This is a genomic window from Virgibacillus sp. 7505 (genome assembly GCF_002272135.1).
Classification (GTDB): Bacteria; Bacillota; Bacilli; order Bacillales; family Amphibacillaceae; genus Terribacillus.
This window is the reverse complement of the sequence record NZ_NPBF01000035.1, coordinates 33209-50661: the sequence shown is the minus strand read 5'-3', so window position 1 is coordinate 50661 and position 17453 is coordinate 33209. Positions and strand designations below refer to the sequence as shown.

General features: G+C 44.1%; 19 protein-coding genes and 1 riboswitch. Of the genes, 10 read left to right on the top strand and 9 right to left on the bottom strand.

The features are described from left to right. Position 1 precedes the first annotated feature (1 nt). The 4 genes from CHH91_RS16320 to CHH91_RS16305 all read left to right on the top strand — a co-directional run bounded on the left by CHH91_RS16320 (position 2) and on the right by CHH91_RS16305 (position 4150). A complete protein-coding gene (locus CHH91_RS16320; protein WP_095224508.1) occupies positions 2–766 on the top strand; it encodes a thiazole synthase in 765 nt (254 codons plus the stop codon). Beyond that, on the top strand, positions 766–1776 hold the full coding sequence (locus CHH91_RS16315; protein ID WP_095224507.1) for a ThiF family adenylyltransferase: 1011 nt from the start codon (positions 766–768) through the stop codon (positions 1774–1776). Before CHH91_RS16320 ends, CHH91_RS16315 begins: the two co-directional genes overlap by 1 nt. A gap of 73 nt (positions 1777–1849) precedes the next feature. Beyond that, positions 1850–1946: riboswitch (SAM riboswitch) on the top strand. 83 nt (positions 1947–2029) lie between these two features. After that, a complete protein-coding gene (locus CHH91_RS16310; protein ID WP_095224506.1) occupies positions 2030–3160 on the top strand; it encodes a homoserine dehydrogenase in 1131 nt (376 codons plus the stop codon). 165 nt (positions 3161–3325) lie between these two features. Then, positions 3326–4150, top strand: coding sequence for a zinc ribbon domain-containing protein (locus CHH91_RS16305; protein ID WP_095224505.1), 825 nt, complete (start codon positions 3326–3328; stop codon positions 4148–4150). 36 nt (positions 4151–4186) lie between these two features. Here CHH91_RS16305 and CHH91_RS16300 read toward each other — a convergent pair whose 3' ends face one another. The 4 genes from CHH91_RS16300 to CHH91_RS16285 form a co-directional block, all read right to left on the bottom strand. Then, a complete protein-coding gene (locus CHH91_RS16300) occupies positions 4187–5785 on the bottom strand; it encodes a zinc ribbon domain-containing protein (protein ID WP_176465827.1) in 1599 nt (532 codons plus the stop codon). A gap of 203 nt (positions 5786–5988) precedes the next feature. Next, positions 5989–6441, bottom strand: a complete 453-nt coding sequence (locus CHH91_RS16295; RefSeq protein ID WP_095224503.1) for a GNAT family N-acetyltransferase — start codon at positions 6439–6441, stop codon at positions 5989–5991. Between the two features lie 68 nt (positions 6442–6509). Continuing rightward, positions 6510–6938, bottom strand: coding sequence for a universal stress protein (locus tag CHH91_RS16290; RefSeq protein ID WP_095224502.1), 429 nt, complete (start codon positions 6936–6938; stop codon positions 6510–6512). A gap of 14 nt (positions 6939–6952) precedes the next feature. Continuing rightward, positions 6953–8434, bottom strand: a complete 1482-nt coding sequence (locus CHH91_RS16285) for a SulP family inorganic anion transporter (protein ID WP_483372409.1) — start codon at positions 8432–8434, stop codon at positions 6953–6955. A 139-nt stretch (positions 8435–8573) separates the two neighbouring features. Here CHH91_RS16285 and CHH91_RS16280 point away from each other — a divergent pair, with 139 nt between their 5' ends. Beyond that, a complete protein-coding gene (locus CHH91_RS16280; protein WP_286160821.1) occupies positions 8574–9095 on the top strand; it encodes a recombinase family protein in 522 nt (173 codons plus the stop codon). 108 nt (positions 9096–9203) lie between these two features. Here CHH91_RS16280 and CHH91_RS16275 read toward each other — a convergent pair whose 3' ends face one another. Genes CHH91_RS16275 through CHH91_RS16260 form a run of 4 tightly spaced genes read right to left on the bottom strand, consistent with a single transcriptional unit; the run spans position 9204 to position 11863 of the window. Next, a complete protein-coding gene (locus CHH91_RS16275; protein ID WP_095224500.1) occupies positions 9204–10076 on the bottom strand; it encodes an ABC transporter permease in 873 nt (290 codons plus the stop codon). Beyond that, complete coding sequence (locus CHH91_RS16270; protein WP_095224499.1) at positions 10051–10980, bottom strand: ABC transporter ATP-binding protein; 930 nt, start codon at positions 10978–10980, stop codon at positions 10051–10053. Before CHH91_RS16270 ends, CHH91_RS16275 begins: the two co-directional genes overlap by 26 nt. Beyond that, positions 10967–11407 carry a DUF3021 family protein gene (locus tag CHH91_RS16265; RefSeq protein WP_095224498.1) on the bottom strand — a complete coding sequence of 147 codons (441 nt, stop codon included), beginning with the start codon at positions 11405–11407 and terminating at the stop codon, positions 10967–10969. The genes CHH91_RS16270 and CHH91_RS16265 overlap by 14 nt, the downstream gene beginning before the upstream one ends. A gap of 3 nt (positions 11408–11410) precedes the next feature. Then, entirely contained in the window at positions 11411–11863 is a 453-nt protein-coding gene (locus CHH91_RS16260) for a LytTR family DNA-binding domain-containing protein (RefSeq protein ID WP_095224497.1), read from the bottom strand. A gap of 178 nt (positions 11864–12041) precedes the next feature. On the opposite strand from CHH91_RS16260, the gene CHH91_RS16255 reads away from it, so the two are divergent. Both CHH91_RS16255 and CHH91_RS16250 read left to right on the top strand, forming a co-directional pair. Continuing rightward, a complete protein-coding gene (locus tag CHH91_RS16255) occupies positions 12042–12884 on the top strand; it encodes an aldo/keto reductase (RefSeq protein WP_176465826.1) in 843 nt (280 codons plus the stop codon). 79 nt (positions 12885–12963) lie between these two features. Then, on the top strand, positions 12964–13788 hold the full coding sequence (locus tag CHH91_RS16250; RefSeq protein WP_095224495.1) for an aldo/keto reductase: 825 nt from the start codon (positions 12964–12966) through the stop codon (positions 13786–13788). A 109-nt stretch (positions 13789–13897) separates the two neighbouring features. On the opposite strand, the gene CHH91_RS16245 is transcribed toward CHH91_RS16250, so the two are convergent. Next, positions 13898–14623: an excalibur calcium-binding domain-containing protein gene (locus CHH91_RS16245; RefSeq protein WP_095224494.1), complete on the bottom strand. Its 726-nt coding sequence runs from the start codon at positions 14621–14623 to the stop codon at positions 13898–13900. Positions 14624–14832: 209 nt separating this feature from the next. Here CHH91_RS16245 and CHH91_RS16240 point away from each other — a divergent pair, with 209 nt between their 5' ends. The 3 genes from CHH91_RS16240 to CHH91_RS16230 are packed head-to-tail and all read left to right on the top strand — an operon-like array spanning position 14833 to position 17384. After that, on the top strand, positions 14833–15723 hold the full coding sequence (locus CHH91_RS16240) for a DMT family transporter (protein WP_286160820.1): 891 nt from the start codon (positions 14833–14835) through the stop codon (positions 15721–15723). Positions 15724–15782: 59 nt separating this feature from the next. Then, the gene (locus CHH91_RS16235; RefSeq protein WP_176465825.1) at positions 15783–16934 is read left to right on the top strand and encodes a GNAT family N-acetyltransferase; all 1152 of its coding nucleotides are present in this window, start codon (positions 15783–15785) and stop codon (positions 16932–16934) included. A gap of 15 nt (positions 16935–16949) precedes the next feature. Further along, a complete protein-coding gene (locus tag CHH91_RS16230) occupies positions 16950–17384 on the top strand; it encodes an NUDIX domain-containing protein (RefSeq protein ID WP_095224492.1) in 435 nt (144 codons plus the stop codon). Positions 17385–17453 lie beyond the last annotated feature (69 nt).

The following is a 17453-nucleotide window of genomic DNA, read 5'->3' as shown; positions in this document are numbered from 1 at the left end:
AATGTTACAGATTGCAGAGAAGACTTTTGCTTCCCGCTTATTATTGGGAACAGGCAAATACCCGTCATTTGAGGTGCAGGAAAAGGCAGTCGATATTTCGAAGGCAGAGATACTGACATTTGCTGTGAGACGGATGGATATCTTTGAGCCATCCCAGCCAAATCTCCTGGAACAGCTTGATCTGGAAAAGTACTCTTTACTGCCGAATACAGCAGGTGCAAAGACGGCAGAAGAGGCTGTTCGAATTGCCAAACTGGCTAAAGCTTCGGGGTTATGCGACATGGTGAAGGTGGAAGTGATTGGCTGTGACCGGACATTGCTTCCTGATCCAGTTGAGACACTGCGGGCATCTGAAATGCTGTTGGAAGAGGGCTTCATTGTCCTGCCTTACACGTCGGATGATGTTGTCTTGGCCAAGCGGCTCGTGGATCTGGGAGTACATGCGATTATGCCAGGTGCATCGCCAATTGGTTCGGGAAAAGGTATCATCAATCCTTTCAACCTGCGTATGATCATTGAACAGAGCAGTGTACCGGTCATTGTTGATGCTGGTATTGGTTCGCCAAAAGATGCTGCGTATGCAATGGAGCTCGGGGCTGATGGTGTCTTGTTGAATACAGCTGTTTCCGGAGCTGCAGACCCTGTTCGAATGGCATATGCGATGAAGCTGGCTATTGAAGCAGGTCGTTTAGGTTTTGAAGCAGGAAGAATTCCCGAAAAAAATTACGCAGTAGCTAGCAGCCCGAATGAAGGTTTGTTTACCTGATGAAGGATCGTTATCGGAAACAGGAGCTGTTCCTTGGCAAGGATGGGCAGGCACAGGTTGAAAACGGTAAAATTGTCTTAATTGGGATGGGGGCATTAGGCTCTGCTTCTGCAGAGATGCTTGTACGTGCTGGTATTGGAGAACTGATGCTTATTGATCGGGATTATGTTGAATTCCATAATCTCCAGCGCCAGCAGCTGTATACAGAGCAAGATGCTGCCTCTTATTTGCCGAAAGCTTCTGCAGCAAAGGAGCGACTACAGGCAATCAATCAACAAGTGACGCTGCATACCGTGATTGAAAATGTTGATTACCATAATGTCGAGCGCTTGATTGAAGGTGCTGATGTAATTCTGGATGCTACCGATAATTTCGAGACACGTTTAATCGTCAATGATGCTGCATTGAAGCACGGTATTCCGTACTTATATGGTGCATGTGTGGGCAGCTACGGGATAACCTACCCAGTGCTTGCGGGTAAAGATACTCCATGTCTTCACTGTCTCCTGGAACAGCTTCCGCAGCAAAGTGAAACATGTGATACGGCAGGAATCATCAGCCCGATTGTCCAATGGGTGGCGGCGATGCAAGTGACACAAGCATTGCGAATCTTATGCGGTCAGGAAGTAAAGGCAGAACTATGTGCATTTGATATTTGGACAGGGGATTATACGAGAGTGGATGTGAAAAACCTTCGCGATTCAAGTTGTTCCAGCTGCGGCTCACATGCAGTATTGCCTTTTTTGAATGGCTCCTCCCGGACGAGACTGGATGTCCTTTGCGGAAGGGAGGCTGTCCATATAAGGCCTAGCGCGAAAAAATCATTGAACCTGCAAGCTTTATCTGAAGAGTGGGTTTGTGCAGTCGACCAGATCACTGTTAATGAATACCTGCTGGCTTTTCAATACAAGGGTCATAGATTTGTCCTATTTGCTGATGGCAGGGCAATCATTCATGGTGTGGCTGACATAAGCCGGGCGCGTTCCCTTTATGACAGTCTTGTCGGATGATGTTGTTAGAATTTTCAGTTGACTCTGTATCTTATTCATGCTAAACTCCTTCATAACAAATGAATATACAAAACTCTTATCAAGAGCGGCGGAGGGACTGGCCCGATGATGCCCGGCAACCTGCAAGTGTAACTTTGACTTGTATAGGTGCTAATTCCTGTAGATGAGAGAAGACACAGCACGGTACATTCGTCTCCCTGTCCTCTCAGGGAGGCTTTTTTTATGCAGAAAACCATTCGAGGAGGCAAAACAGATGACAGCAGTGAAGATTGGATTGATAGGATACGGCACTGTAGGAAGCGCTGTGGGGAGGACGATCCGCTCCCATCAGGAGAACCTGCAGACGATTTTCGGGAAGGAGGTACATGTGGCAGGTGTCTTGGTGCGGGAAAAGCAGAAGTATGCGCAGCAAGTGACGGACGCATTGCTGACAGACGATGCAGCGGAGTTGTTCTCTATATCAGATCTTGATGTGATCATCGAAGCGAGTGTCGGAATTGAGCCTGCTTTCAGTTATTTAACGGAAGCAATCCAGCACGGCTGTCATATCATCACGGCGAATAAAGAATTGATTGCTTCCCGGGGCGCGGAGCTGAAGCAATTGGCAAAGGATAAAGGTGTTCGGCTGGAATATGAAGCAGCAGTCGCGGGTGGTGTACCGGTGATTGGGACGCTGAAGCAGCTTCTGCATATTAATCATGTCGTCAAAGTAGAGGCGATTTTAAATGGCACATCCAATTTCATTCTGACGGAAATGTCCGATAAGGGCCTTCCATTTGGAGAGGCGCTGCGGCTTGCGCAGGAAGCTGGTTTTGCAGAAGCAGATCCCGCCAATGATGTTGATGGCTGGGATGCGTTTTATAAACTAATGGTGTTGAGTGATTTGTTATTTGAAGCACAGCCGGATTGGGAGAAGGTCACGCGCAGGGGAATCCGTTCGGTTTCCTCACAGGATATCCGTGCAGCCGCAGAACAAGGGTGGAAAATTAAACATGTTGCCACGCTTGAAAATGCGGGTGGAGAAGTGACGGCATCTGTAGAACCAGTCATCCTAACAGCTGGACACCCGCTGTACAGTGTGGATGGAGTAGATAATGCTGTATGTGTGGAAGGTGATCTGGTTGGCAAGCTGAAGCTTCAAGGGCCAGGTGCCGGCGCCCTGCCGACGGCCAGTGCCATCGTCGAGGACTTGGCGAACCTCGTCCATCAGCGGAAAGAAATCAGTGTTAAACGCGAAATCAAATTCACGGAGAAACGGGAGGCAGTTCCTTATGTTCACTTGCCGTCTGGTGAGACAGTTCTTCTTCACGGAGAAAACGTCGTTGCATCTGATGGTCGCTATTATCGACTTGCCGCAAGAGCACAGGCTAAGGCAGAGGCTTAATGTAGGAAGTCGATAAGATGGACAAAAAGAAGGTGTACATATGATGACTTATGTATGCCTTTTTACATGCTTATTCTAATAAGTACTGCCTCTTTTGGCCTATTTTTTGTATAATGAGGAAGTACATAGAGAAATGTGCAATATTTTAGGTAAGGGGTAGATTTTATGGTAGCATGTCCGTCATGTGGACACAACAATACAGAGGGGAGTAAGTTTTGCGAGAATTGCGGTGCAGCTTTGCAAGGGCAAACTGCAGCAGGTCACACACAGCAAGAAGCAGTTTCATCGGGCGAAAGTGCCAAGGCGAATGAGTACCTTGAGGTCACAAAACAGGCATCATTATCATTTTTCCATTATTTTGCTGATGTGATTAAACACCCATTTAGCTCAGGTAAGCGCTACGGTGTTAGCAATCTGACGAATAGTATCATCACGATGATTCTCTTCGCTGTGTTTTTAGGATTGACAGTTTATATCGGGATGAAGAATTTATTAAAGGAAATAAGCACTGTACCTCTTTTTGGAGACATGCTAAGTGCGGATGAACTAGACATTGAGTTATCATTTGTCGAGTTTGCTATCAAGCCGTTTATCTTCTTTGCGTTTTTTGTTTTCGTGGTGGCAGTTTTGGTATTTGCTGCGAGCAAACTCTCAAAGATTGAAACAAGCTTCAAATCTATAATAGTTAGGTACGGGAGCTATTTAATTCCTTTCCTAGGATTAGTAGCATTAGGTTTCCTGCTTGCACTAGTAAATATTAATCTTTTTTTGTGGTTTACTACTATTGGTTTCGTTGGCACCTTTTTCATTGTTCCAGTGCTTGTGTTGGTAAGCCTATATCGTGATAGCAGAAGTGGCTTGGATATTGTATACAGCTCTTTATTTGTGACTATCTGTACAATGATTGTTTTGTATATTGCTCAAAGAATGTATCTGGAAGAACTAATAGAACAAATGGAAGAACTCATGAATCAATTTTCAATCTTTTAATTAGGAAAAGAGACAGGAAATCCTGTCTCTTTTGTTTTACTCAATATTCGTCAGCTTCCAATCGTCTCCCGATTTCTCAGCTGTGTATGTCCAATCATAATCCTGTTGTTCGGAGGTGCCGTCGCTGTATGAGATTGTAATTGTTTCTTTTGTTGTGATAGTCGCCGAATCACCGTCTTCTTCATAGCTTGTGATCTCGTAATCGTCCAGGGATTCTGTGATGCTTTTGGATGTCAAATTATCAACAAGTGTCTGTTGGGATTCGTATAACGCTGATCCTTCTGCCATATATGGAGAAACGCTGCTGAAGCTATCATCATTAATTGCGTCTATTAAGCCATGCAGGTAGTTGTCCATCAATGTGGCTGCTGTGTCAGGAATATCTCCTTCAGCACTGCTGTCAGCCGTTTTTGTTTCATCGGATTTACTGGATCCATCCGCTTCATATAACGTAGGCTTCTTGTTCTCCACTATCTCGGTGTTTTCACCGATGGAGCTGAAATAGTTATAATCTGCATCATATGCTTGCCATTTCTTTGCTTTTTCATCATAGATCATGACGTAATTGAGTTCATGGGACTGCTCTTCTAGATCAGTTGATGCTCCATCATAAATCTCCGCTTCATTGAACGTTTGGCTGACATCAGCTGTTACCGCCCACCCGGTATCCAATTTGGTTACATTAAACGTATCCAGGTCGAATTCCGATGATAGGTAGGAACCCTCGTAGGAATAATCCCAAGAATCCAAACTGTCGATTTCGTCTTGGACCATCTGCTTAAATGGTTTTCCGGCATCTTTTAGCAGACTTGTGTCTTTGGCAGCTTTGGCATTTGCCAGCTGATCACCGACCGCATTGATCTGATCCATGATTTGTTTCCTCGTATCTTCTGTTATAGAACCTTCCACCTGCAGGTCACTGTATGGGTTCGTATCCTCGCTGTAGAGGTCCATACTTTCTGTTGCAGCCATTTCTATCATATCGTGTGTCAGTTCAGCTGATACTTCGTGAGTACCTGGTACAAATGGGCCATATGTCTTTTCGAAATCATCTGCGTCTGCTTGTCCAACTTCTTTCCCATCTACTTTAAGCACCGTATCTTTATAAGCAGTAGCTAGAGTTATGTAATAAGGCTGAACGTTAATTTCGTAATTATCATACAGAAGAAGTTTTTTCCCATCCTTAGAAAGGTGGATAGGACCAGTGGCATACGCAACTGTTTCCTCTGTTTGGCTTCTCATATCCGCTACTAAAATGTCCAATTCCTCCGGATTTTCATTGTAGTAAGCTATGAGTCCCTGTACGGAATCCTCATCAATCTTGAGCTCTTTATCATCTGTAGTAAGGACCTTCGCAAGTTTCTTTGCATCTTTCTCTGCTAAAGCCGTTTCAAACTTGTCGATCACCTTATCTTTACTGGTCATTGCTTCACCAGTCTTGTAGCCGGCAAACAAGATAATCAGTACTGCGATGACACTCGCTAGGATAATCTTGTTCTTCTTACTCATTTTCTTCTTGGGCGCGGCTTGCTGCTGGCGCTGGGGAGTGGGTGTTCCGCTTGCGCTTGTGCCGCAGTTATTACAGAACTGGGCGCCAGGCTTCAGTTCTTTACCGCATTCTTTACAGAACTTCATAAGTTCTCCTTTCCCTGTCTCATCAGGATAATAGTATAAAAATAATAAAGACAGCATTATTATTATAATCTTATCCTACTAAATATCTAGATGGTTAAGGGAATTAAATTGGAAAAATGGAAGTTTTAATAAAGAAATCCAGTCAAAAGGACCTTGGTGACCATAGAAATAGATAATATAAATTAGACAAGAATTAAAGCCGTTTACAGGTTATAGTCAAAACGGACCATATCCCGGCACTGAATACCGTTTTCAAAAATAGGTTCTTCATAGTGGCGAAGAAAGAAATCATGCTCTATTGTTTTCATTCGGAAACCGCATTTTTGGTAGAAGGCGATTTGATCTATACTTGAATTTCCTGTCCCTACTTCCAATTTAGTATAGCCTTGTATGCGGGCTTGCCCAATGGCGTGGTGGATGAGTTTTTTACCGACACCCTTTCCTTGATCGGCTTCTCTTACTGAAATATTAACTACTTCCGCGGTGTCTGATTTAGTCTGCAATAGAACATAGATGCCGGAGATTTGATTGCCTATTTCTGCAATAAAACTGCTTCCGGAACGAAGGTATGCCTCTATCTTTGTTTTAGAAGGGTCTGCTTCGAGCAAAAGGTCCATGGGCGGGGTTTCAGTTGGGTGGAGCTTTCGTATCTTCATTACATCACTCCTCTTAGGTACTATAGTAGTTATTAAAAAGGCTGCCGAAATCATTCAGCAGCCTTTTATTACGGCAGGTATTTGACGATCATGACAGAACATTTCGCGCGTTTCGCTACACGGCTGCTGACACTTCCGAGGACGATTTCCTGGAGTGGATTCAGTCCGCGGCTGCCCATGATAATGAGATCAGCTCGAGTATCACGTGCATGCTCTAAGATCATCGATGCAGGTTCGCCGTGTTTCATAATCAGTTTGTAATGGATGGATGCTGCTTCGAACGCATCGCGGAAACGCTGGAGCTTTTCGTCACGTTTGCTTTGCAGTTGAATTGGATCCGTGCTGTGCAGAACATCTGCTTTTGTCTTTTCATAATCAAGTACTTGAATTCCTTCAACGTGGGTTCCCGGCTGCAGCTTTGCCAACTGTATGGCATGCTCTGCTGCAAGGAAGGAGTGGTCGGATCCGTCAATTGCCACTACGATTTTCTTATACATGGATGCACCGCCTTTTAATGGTTTGATACGTTCACATGTGTTGAATCGCTAGTTGTCAATCTGTGCATGAGTGCTTGGCTATCCTTGTTCAACCCCTCTAAGGTAACGGAGGAGCCCTTCTCCCTGAATTTTAGCACGACTTTGTCAATGGCTGCCACTGCGGAGTCATCCCAAACATGCGTGTTGGTGAAATCAAGTGTTATGTGTTTGGCTGTATCTTCATAGGAAAAGCTATCCGTGAAATCGGTCACGGAAGCAAAGAACAGCTGCCCGCTAATAGTGTATCGAATATGGTCTGCTGATGCGCCAGTTCTTTTTTCGACTTTCACTTTCGATATTTTTGCGACAAAGAAAATAGCACTTAACAGGATACCAATGAATACACCGATGGATAAGTTATGCGTTGCCACTACAGCGATGACAGTCATGACCATGACAAATGAATCTGATAATGGAACACGTGTAAGGCTTCGGATGGAAGACCAATCAAATGTACCAATGGAGACCATAATCATGACTCCTACAAGCGCGGGCATTGGAATTCTTACTACCCAGTCTCCTAATACGAGAATGAGGAACATCAGGAATATACCTGCAACAAGCGTAGAAAGGCGTCCGCGGCCGCCGGATTTAACATTGATGACGGACTGTCCGATCATTGCGCAGCCTGCCATTCCACCGAAAAAGCCAGTTACTATGTTGGCAATACCTTGTCCGCGAGCTTCTTTGTTCTTGTTACTGCCTGTATCCGTCATGTCGTCGACGATGGACGCAGTCAGCAAGGATTCCAGCAATCCGACGATCGACAAAGCAAGTGCAGTCGGAAAGATAATTTGCAAGGTCTCCAAGTTGAGAGGGATGTCTGGAATAAGGAAAGAAGGCAGTGCTTGTTTAATTTCCCCCAAGTCCCCGACAGTCCGAACATCAATATGCAGGAACAACGACAATATCGTCACTGCCAAAATGGCTACAAGCGGAGCAGGAACGGCTTTGGTGATGAGCGGGAACAAATAGATGATGGCGAGCGTGATTCCCACTACAACATAGGTAGTTGTATTGATTCCTATAAAATGCGGAACCTGCGCTATGAAAATCAGAATGGCGAGTGCGTTCACGAATCCGATCATGACAGAACGCGGGATGAATTTCATAAAACGGGCAATACCTAATACGCCGAATAAAAGCTGTAATACCCCAGTCAGGATCGTAGTGGCAAATAAATATTGCAACCCGTACTCCTTCACCAAGGTTACCATCAATAACGCCATTGCTCCTGTTGCTGCAGAAATCATTGCCGGTCTCCCGCCGACAATGGCAATGACGACTGCCATCGAGAAGGAAGCATACAATCCGACCATCGGGTCCACGCCTGCGATGATGGAGAATGCTATCGCTTCAGGAATCAGAGCCAAAGCAACAACGATACCAGAAAGAATGTCTCCGCGGATGTTACCGAACCATTGCTTATTTAATAGTACTGCTGCCAATTTACACACACCTCATTTTATATAATTTTGTTGACTTCTAAGTCTCATAGAAGTCGTGTCCGAATTTTGATAAGCTTACTGTAACACGAATCAGTTAGTTTTTGAACCAAAACTACCGTTTTTGGTACTTTATTTGGAGTGAGATAACATGATGATTGGATATATACGGGAATTCGTCCAGGGAAAATGGGACCATCGGCCAGCAGAAATAATAAACTGCGAAACAGTGATAGAGGAGAAAGAAGACGTCCAGGGGCAACCTTTATTAGAGGAGCTCCTGGAGAACCTGCAGCCGGGTGATGTACTTGTTGTACGTAAGCTTTACAGCCTGGCAAATTCGACAAAGCATCTAATAGAAATTTGCCGTAATCTGCAGGAGAAGCAGACATCCCTCGTATCGATTGAAGATAATATTGATACAAGAGAGGATTCATTCTTTCAGCATTTGGAGCAGATTGCTGTATTCCGGAAAGAAGTAGTAGGAGAAAGGACCAAAGCAGGACTTTCTGAAGCAAAAGCAAAGAACCGAGCGGGCGGGAGACCGCGCAAGCCAGATAGAAATGTCCAAAAAGCTATCGATATGTATCGTAGCAAGAAGTACTCGATAGCGGATATAACAATTGAAACAGGTATCAGTAAGACAACGTTGTATCGGTATCTTCAAGAATAGAAATTTGTTGGAATTTGTTTTATGATCAATCGTTTGTTTAGCTAATAAAAGCACCTTCATCGAATTTCGAAGAAGGTGCTTATTTTAGTATCCATTACTCTTGTCAATCTACATCCGTACAGATCGCAACCATACACCAAGACTTAAAAATATAACCCCCGTCAAAAGAAGAATACCGAGTATGACGGGAAACTGGGCAGCAGCATCAAATAAATTAATCTGCAGACCGAATGTTTCTTTAAACTCATCTAAAATGAAGGCCGGAGCATCTGCGAAAGTAATGTCTATAGCAGGCTGCATCAGAACGTCACGCAGTGCTGCAACTCCATAAGTCGGGGGAAAGAACTTGGTTATTTCCTGTACGAATACTGGCAGCTGACCGATAGGAATATAGATTCCAAGCAGGAATCCGGATAGGGTGCCAACCAGAGTACCCATGGAGGAGAATGATTTCCGTGATCGGATTAAAACTGTAATGGCAAATAGGAAGGCGGCTGAAGAAAAAGTAATTAGCATGATTAAACCGATTGCCAATAGCAAGCTATTCCAACTGACGGTAGGTTTGTCAGTCAGCCAAAAGTAGCTTTGGGCCAGCAATAATGCGCCTACAGAAAATAGAACAGCTATAAGCCAAGCGGATAATAAATATCCGATAACCAATTGGGTCCGGGTGATAGGTGTAATCAGCAGTGCGTGCAGCTGATTGCTCGCAGCATCCTCGATCATTGTGCCCAATACGGAAAGTGTGACTGTCAGTGAAATAACAACGATGATCCCGGCTAGAAGCCAGCTTTGCATGAGTTCTTTCATGCCGACGGCTCCCTGCGCTGCTTGCTGGGCACTATCAGTTGTCACATCAGCGAGAAAAAGCAGATAAAGAACGATGATGATACCAGTCGTGAGTAAAGACATGAAGACAGCAGTTTTGTCACGAAAATATAGTCGGTTAGAGCGCTTAGTCAGCTGCCAGATTGTGTGCATGTATATTCTCCTTTACTAAGTTAATGAATACATCGTCCAGACTGCCTTTGATTAATTCAAAATCTGTGACAATACCTTCTAAATCTCGGAGGATATGGTATGCTTGCAAGCTATTTGAAACTAGAATCTGGAAAATTTCGTTCTTTAGGCTATAGCTGTAACGATGTTCATCTATATACCTTACTGTTAATTCGTTATCGTTCACTTGTAAGCGCAATGTATCTGAAGCGTAAAGCCGTTTTAACTCTGCAGGTGTCCCTTGTGCTTTGATTCTGCCTTTATCGATGACCACAATTTGATCGGCTTCTGCTGCTTCTTCCATGTAATGCGTTGTCAGAAAGACAGTCATCTGGAGTTGCTGCTGCAGACTTGCAATGGTCTTCCATACATCGACTCTGGTTTGTGGATCCAGACCCGTTGTCGGTTCATCTAAAAATAGAATTGCTGGCCGGTGAAGGAGAGCCCGGGCGATTTCAGCACGCCGTTTCTGTCCGCCTGACAGCTGCCGGAATTGCTTTATAAGGATCGGTTCCAGCTGCAGGGTTTCGGTTACCCAGGAGATACTCTTCTGAGTCTCGTTTTTTGACAACCCATAGAACCTCCCCCACATGTCGAGATTCTCCTTTACGGTCAAAACATCATCCAGTACGTTATCTTGAAAAACCAAGCCGATCCGCTTGCGAATTTCTGCATCATTCTTGCCTGCTTGGAAGCCATCGACGAAGATAGATCCCTTTGACTGCTGGAGGCGGGTGGCGATCATATGGATGGTCGTCGATTTTCCCGCACCATTTACGCCTAGAAATGCGAAAAGATGCCCTTTCTCCACATTAAAGGATATGTCCTCCACCGCTTTAAACTTGCCATAGTTCTTCGTTAGATTTTTAATTTCAATTATTTTCATTCGCTCCAGCCTTCTTCCTTTTATAATTAGCCAGTTCTTCATTCAGTTGCTTCGCTTCAACACTATGAATAAGGCGGTAGATGACCCACAGGACAATATAAATGAAGATAACAAGAGCAAATAATAACGCGAGCAGCTTCCAGTTACTTGTATCAAACCAGCCGAAGAGGGCAGCGGAACCTGTGAAAGTACCTAACACAACAAAGAGGAACAGAAGTGAGCGTGTAAAGATGTTAGACTCATTTGCTCGACCCAGAATCAAAATCTGTATCCACGTAAGCACAAAGGTAATAAGCAGGTTTTGAGGTACAAGTGCAATATCCATTGTGCTATTTCCGATAAAGAGATAAATGTATATGCTTGTCGCTAAGATAGAGAACATAAACATGATGCCCCATGATTGGATGAAACTTACAAAAGTCTTCAACGTTCATTCCTCCTTGCCAATTCCGAGTTTATGTTTGAGCTGCGGTACGTACTGTCTGGAAATCATTACTTTTTCCCCGTTCGTGAGGGTGGCTGTAAGTTTCCGGCCTAGTGCGGGCTTTAGTTTTTCCACTTTGGAGAGATTGACGATAACAGATTTGGATATACGTATAAGATCGGGACTGAAATGGGACTCCTCAATTTGATACAGCTTTAATGAGGATTGATATACAGCGTTCTTATCATAAAGAAATACAGAATTATCCACTGACTCGATATAGTAGATAGAGTCAGGCTGCAGAAGATGCACTTCTCCATTCCTCTCTCCACACAATCTTTCCTTACTGGAGGCGGATAAGATTTTGACGAGCTCCAAAATGCGAGAGTCAGTTTGACGGCAAGTGATTTGCACTTCGGGTTCGAGGCAATTATCGTCCTCTTGAATTGTGATTTTCATTGAGCGCCTCCTGTTCTTTATTTATTCGTATTTCCAGTGTAACGGTCAGCAGAGGAAAAACAATACCAGATGGTGTATCCTGCCAATAAGAGCAGTTAAGCTGCCATCTATGTATTGATCAAACGTTTGATAAAGATCGCTGACCGGGAAAAAGTAAATGATGAAGGAGGAGAATACAATGAAAACTGTTACCCTTCCGGATGGAACGGAACTCGCCGCAATCGGACAAGGAACTTGGAATATGGGGGATGACGAGTCAAGGCGTCATGATGAAATTCAGGCTTTGCGAACAGGCATTGATCAGGAATTGCAGGTAATAGATACAGCAGAAATGTATGGAAACGGCCGTTCGGAACGCCTGGTACGGGAGGCGATAGCTAACCGCCGGAGGAATGTACTCCTTGTTTCGAAGGTGCTGCCATCCAATGCATCGTACGATGATGTGCTAGCAGCCTGCGACCGTTCCTTGGAGCGGTTAGGAACTGACTATCTGGACTTGTATCTGCTTCATTGGCGAGGAAGAGTGCCGCTGGCAGAAACAGTGGCGGCTTTTGAACAGTTGAAGGGAGAAGGAAAGATTAAGCGTTGGGGTGTATCGAATTTCGATACAGATGATATGGAAGAGCTGTGGAATGTAGAAGACGGACAGAATTGTGCCATCAATCAAGTGCTCTATAATCTTACTGCTCGAGGAATTGAATATGACCTGATTCCATGGCAGAAGGAAAAAGGTATTCCAATTATGGCGTATTGCCCGTTAGCGCAAGGTGATCGTAAGGAGATTCTGCACAATGCTGCAGTTCGTGAACTGGCAAAAACATATGATGTGTCTGTTTCCCAAATTGCTTTAGCGTGGACGATTCAGTCAGGGCATGTGATCAGTATTCCAAAGGCGGGACAGGCTCCTCATGTGATGGAAAATGCGGAAGCTGCAAATCTTGTATTAAATAAAGAAGATCTTGCAAAAATAGACAAGGAATTCCCGCCACCAACGTCGAAAGTACCGTTGGAGATCGTGTGAATGCATAGGCATTTTGCATGACAGTTTATTCAGACAACGCTATACTAAACGAGAAAAACCGCTAAAGGAGTGCTTTTAAATGAACTATGTAACACTGAACAATGGCGTGAAAATGCCACAGCTTGGCTTTGGAGTTTGGCAGGTTGGAGATGAAGAAGCAACTGCAGCAGTAGCGAAAGCACTTGAAGTTGGTTATACAAGCATCGACACAGCAATGATTTACAAAAATGAAGCCGGCGTCGGCAAAGCAATCAAAGAAGCAAACGTGAACAGAGAAGATTTGTTCATCACAACAAAAGTCTGGAACTCCGATCAAGGTTTCGACAACACAATTGCAGCTTTTGAAGCGAGTCTTGAACGTCTTGGTCTTGAATACGTGGATCTTTATCTTATCCACTGGCCGACACCGCAGTACGATGAGTACGTGGATACATTCAAAGCATTAGAAAAACTTTACAAAGACGGCCGCGTAAAAGCAATCGGCGTATGTAACTTCGAAATCGAGCATTTGGAGCGCCTATTGAAAGAAACAGAGATCGTGCCAGTCTTGAACCAAGTGGAGTGCCACCCGTACTTGGCGCAAAACGAACTAAAAGACTTCTGTAAAAAGCATGATATCTTTGTAGAAGCATGGAGCCCGCTTGATCAGGGCGGCGATGTTCTGAAGGATGAAGTTGTGACAGCAATTGCTGAAAAGCTTGGTAAAACAGCTGCACAAGTCGTACTTCGCTGGCACCTTCAGAATGACACAATCGTCATTCCGAAATCTGTGACACCATCCCGTATCGAAGAGAACTTCCAAGTATTCGACTTCGAGCTTTCTGCAGAGGATATGGATGCAATCAATAAATTGGATTCAGGCCGCCGTAAAGGTGCACATCCGAATGAAATGAATAAACGATAAGAGAGAAAGAGCGCCATATGGTGCTCTTTTTTTGTCGTTTATAGATATTGGGGGAGTGTATGGGCGTGGAATAAAAAGAAGACTGTCTGAACATCAGACAGTCTTCATCTTACCATTCGCAGCCTACTCCATCTCCATCACGATCAAGATGTCTGCCATATCCAGGATCTCCATCGCGAACCGGTGCAGCTCCAGCTTCTTTGGCAGCAGTACAGTTGTCGAAATAAACACTGGTTGTCGCTGTGTTACTCGACGCCTCTTCAGTAGTTTTGTCACTACTACTAGAAGCTGTTTGTACTGATGCTGTTGACTTGGATTCTAGGTTATCTATTTCGTCTTCAGCATTTGAGAGCTGAGTCGTTAACGTGCTGTTTTTTTCTTTCTCAGAGTCTAAATCACTTTGCAATCCGTCTTTCTCTTTTTCTAATGTTTCAATCTTAGCTTCTAATGATTCTTTATTTGAGCCGCTTTCCTCGGCATCCGCAGTCAATTGATCGTTTTTCTTCGTAAGATCCGATACTGTAGCTGTCAGGTCTTTCACTTCCTGAGCTGATGCGTCTAATTTTTTCTGAAGTTCATCCTTCTCTTCTGTTAGAGTGTCTAGTTTCTGTTGTAAGTCAGTGGTGTTTTGCGTTGCTAAAGTTGCATTAGTTTCACTTGTCATGGACATGAAAGTAATCGTGAAGATAAAGAAGAGAATAATGGCACCAGGATAGATATACAGAATATGACGCCGTCTTTGGAAGAAAGCATGCCTCGGGTTAATCAATCCTAAAATAAGAAATATAAGAGCTGCTAAAAATAAAACCAGAAAGATTAGTGCAAGTGCTAACATTAAACAAAACACTCCTTATTTATATTTTGAAAAACAAGAGTATGTATAGAGGAGAATTTTGCTTTTCATGAGGATTATATACTATATTTGTGGATTTAGGTGGAAAAATATAGTTTAAATTACATTTTAGGAGTTTAATTGTAGTAATCAAAGAGGAAATGAAAGAATCTATCTGCATAAGAGAAGATGATGAAGGAAAGGAGATGTATATGGAGAAAAAAGGACATATCTACAACCTTATATCTATTCTAATGATGGCGATTGGGCCTCTGTTAGCGAAGTTCGGTGTGCAGGAGATAAGTCCGGCACAAGCTGCAATCATCAATGTGCTGGTTATTTTACTGGCAAGCTACCTTTTCGGATGGATGAAGGGTAAAAAAGTAACCTTCTATGCAGACAAAGAGATGATTCTACTAGGGGTGCTGAATTCATTCGGTGTCATTCTCCTGTACATAAGCACCAGTTTGTTATCTCCCGTTGAGATAGGATTTATTGGCCGCTTCTATACGGTATTCGCCATCTTATTGTCTCTTCTCATTCTGAAAGAGAGACTGAAAATAAAAGAGACATTCTTTATCCTGGCGGCCCTGTTAGGGATTTTTCTATTCATTGATACGACGAACGTATATGGTGCCAGCTTGATAGGCAGCATATGTGCACTCTTCCAGACATTCTTCTTTGCTCTTTCCAATATCTATATTAAAAGGACTATGGCGACCGATAAGGACTCCAATACAATCTTGTTCACCAATAACTGTATTGCGCTCGTTTTTGTGACGCTTTACGCAGTTGTTACTGGACAGCTTTGGGAAAGGAATTTATCGTTTGTGGGTGTAGGATTGATTGCATTATCTTCTTTACTGACGGGCTTCATTGGCACGTTGTTCCTATATGAAGCGTTAAAATATTTGAGATTTTCAATTGCCAACACGATACGCGCATTTAGCCCAATACTTCTCGCTGTTATCTCTTTTCCGTTCTTTCCGGTTGAGGTAACTTGGCAAAAAATCGCAGGAGCGAGTGTGATGCTGCTTTCGATTTTTCTTCTTACCTCGAATAAAAAGAAAAAATATCATTCATCTAAAAAGAGTGCGGGTTGATGGTAAGGTCTGCGCATGTCTATGCTATAGTAAAAGGGAAAATGACAGGAGGGATCAGGATGCAGACAGAACGGTTACAGAAGCAGGATTTGGAAGCGGCAATGCAGATGTCAGAGTATGCTTTCCGGTATCGCATACCGGAAGATAAGCGTGACACAAGACTGGAGCAGATGGATCAGCACCAGCAGCTTTTTGGTATCAAGGAAAATGGGAAGCTGGCTGCCAAGCTGCAGCTGCTGCCGCTTTCGATCAAACTTGGTGAGCAGACAATGCTGATGGGCGGGATTGCCGGGGTGGCTACTTATCCGGAATATCGCCGGAATGGATATATAAAGCGACTATTAACTGATACGCTTTATCACATGCGCGAACAAGGGATGCCTGTTTCCATGCTGCATCCATTCTATGTCGATTTCTATCGCCGTTTCGGATATGAGTTGTTTACGGACCGCACGGTTTACACATTGAAGAAGAAAGATCTCGTACGCCTGACACCGGTGGACGGCACAATTGAGCGTATAAAGAAAGAGGAACATACGCAGGAAATTGAAGATATCTACAATGCTTACTCCTCTACATACAGCGGCATGCTTGCACGGGAGGGTTTTTGGTGGAAGCATCGCGTATACCGCGACCATGATTTTATTGCCCTTTATCGTGACGCTGAAGGTAAGGCGCAAGGGTATATCATTTATGAGATTTCTTCACGTGATAAGCTGGATGTGTCGGAATTCGTTGCCCTTACGGCTGATTCTCGTATCGGGTTGTGGAATTTCCTTGCGCAGCATGACTCCATGTTTGAGGAAGTAACACTTGATCTTCCGCAGCATGATCCGCTCAGCTTCATGCTGCCAGATCCGCAGCTTGAGGTGAAGCATTATCCGTACTTTATGGCGCGTATTTTAGATGTGCCTGCCTTCTTTGAGAAATATGATTGGCAAGGAAGTCCTGCGGGTGTTGTGCTGCACGTAGAGGATACAATCATTCAGGAAAATAATGATACGTTTACTTTCAAGGATGCAAACACAGTGATTTCATCAGAGACGAAAGGCATCAAGCTATCTATCAACATGCTTTCTGCCATTGCGTTTGGTTACAAGCGACCGCTTGTCCTTTGGCAGGCAGGGTTGATAGACGGACCAGAGGAAATGATTCGGAAATTCGAGCAAAGTATCCCGAGGCGTGAACCGTACATCTATGATTTCTTCTAAGGAGATTACCATTATATGAAAACGAAAGAGTTCCACCGGCTTGCCCGTGCTGTGATCCGTAAAGGAGACAGCATCCTGCTGGCTAAGGCGGAAGGATGGCAAAACAGCTTCCTGCCAGGCGGTCATGTGGAAATTGGAGAAGGTGCTGAAGCTGCCTTGCTGCGTGAACTGCAGGAGGAGCTTGGCGTAAAGGGAAAGATTAATAGCTTTCTCGGAGACTTCGAGCACAGCTGGCAGTATGAAGATATAGTACATTTCGAATTGACACATGTGTTTGAGACGGTGATTGATGAGGAGCAGATCGAGAGCCAGGAGCCGCATTTGCGGTTCTTCTGGGCAACCCCAGAAGAATTCGAAGAGCTGGATCTGCAGCCTTATCCACTTATCAATGCGTTGCGAGAAGGCCAGCTTCCTCCGTCTGTGTGGCGGAGCACATTGGAGACAAACTGATTTTATCGGTTTGTCTTTTTTCTTTAAAAAATACTTGCGGTTGACGTTGCGTCAGCGTTTATCGTTATA

Excerpts from the sequence above, each read along its gene's own strand:
- CHH91_RS16320 (WP_095224508.1), top strand. The coding sequence starts at position 2 with ATGTTACAGATTGCAGAGAAGACTTTTGCTTCCCGCTTATTATTGGGA.
- CHH91_RS16315 (WP_095224507.1), top strand. The coding sequence starts at position 766 with ATGAAGGATCGTTATCGGAAACAGGAGCTGTTCCTTGGCAAGGATGGG.
- CHH91_RS16310 (WP_095224506.1), top strand. The coding sequence starts at position 2,030 with ATGACAGCAGTGAAGATTGGATTGATAGGATACGGCACTGTAGGAAGC.
- CHH91_RS16305 (WP_095224505.1), top strand. The coding sequence starts at position 3,326 with ATGGTAGCATGTCCGTCATGTGGACACAACAATACAGAGGGGAGTAAG.
- CHH91_RS16300 (WP_176465827.1), bottom strand. The coding sequence starts at position 5,785 with ATGAAGTTCTGTAAAGAATGCGGTAAAGAACTGAAGCCTGGCGCCCAG.
- CHH91_RS16295 (WP_095224503.1), bottom strand. The coding sequence starts at position 6,441 with ATGAAGATACGAAAGCTCCACCCAACTGAAACCCCGCCCATGGACCTT.
- CHH91_RS16290 (WP_095224502.1), bottom strand. The coding sequence starts at position 6,938 with ATGTATAAGAAAATCGTAGTGGCAATTGACGGATCCGACCACTCCTTC.
- CHH91_RS16280 (WP_286160821.1), top strand. The coding sequence starts at position 8,574 with ATGATGATTGGATATATACGGGAATTCGTCCAGGGAAAATGGGACCAT.
- CHH91_RS16275 (WP_095224500.1), bottom strand. The coding sequence starts at position 10,076 with ATGCACACAATCTGGCAGCTGACTAAGCGCTCTAACCGACTATATTTT.
- CHH91_RS16270 (WP_095224499.1), bottom strand. The coding sequence starts at position 10,980 with ATGAAAATAATTGAAATTAAAAATCTAACGAAGAACTATGGCAAGTTT.
- CHH91_RS16260 (WP_095224497.1), bottom strand. The coding sequence starts at position 11,863 with ATGAAAATCACAATTCAAGAGGACGATAATTGCCTCGAACCCGAAGTG.
- CHH91_RS16255 (WP_176465826.1), top strand. The coding sequence starts at position 12,042 with ATGAAAACTGTTACCCTTCCGGATGGAACGGAACTCGCCGCAATCGGA.
- CHH91_RS16250 (WP_095224495.1), top strand. The coding sequence starts at position 12,964 with ATGAACTATGTAACACTGAACAATGGCGTGAAAATGCCACAGCTTGGC.
- CHH91_RS16245 (WP_095224494.1), bottom strand. The coding sequence starts at position 14,623 with ATGTTAGCACTTGCACTAATCTTTCTGGTTTTATTTTTAGCAGCTCTT.
- CHH91_RS16240 (WP_286160820.1), top strand. The coding sequence starts at position 14,833 with ATGGAGAAAAAAGGACATATCTACAACCTTATATCTATTCTAATGATG.
- CHH91_RS16235 (WP_176465825.1), top strand. The coding sequence starts at position 15,783 with ATGCAGACAGAACGGTTACAGAAGCAGGATTTGGAAGCGGCAATGCAG.
- CHH91_RS16230 (WP_095224492.1), top strand. The coding sequence starts at position 16,950 with ATGAAAACGAAAGAGTTCCACCGGCTTGCCCGTGCTGTGATCCGTAAA.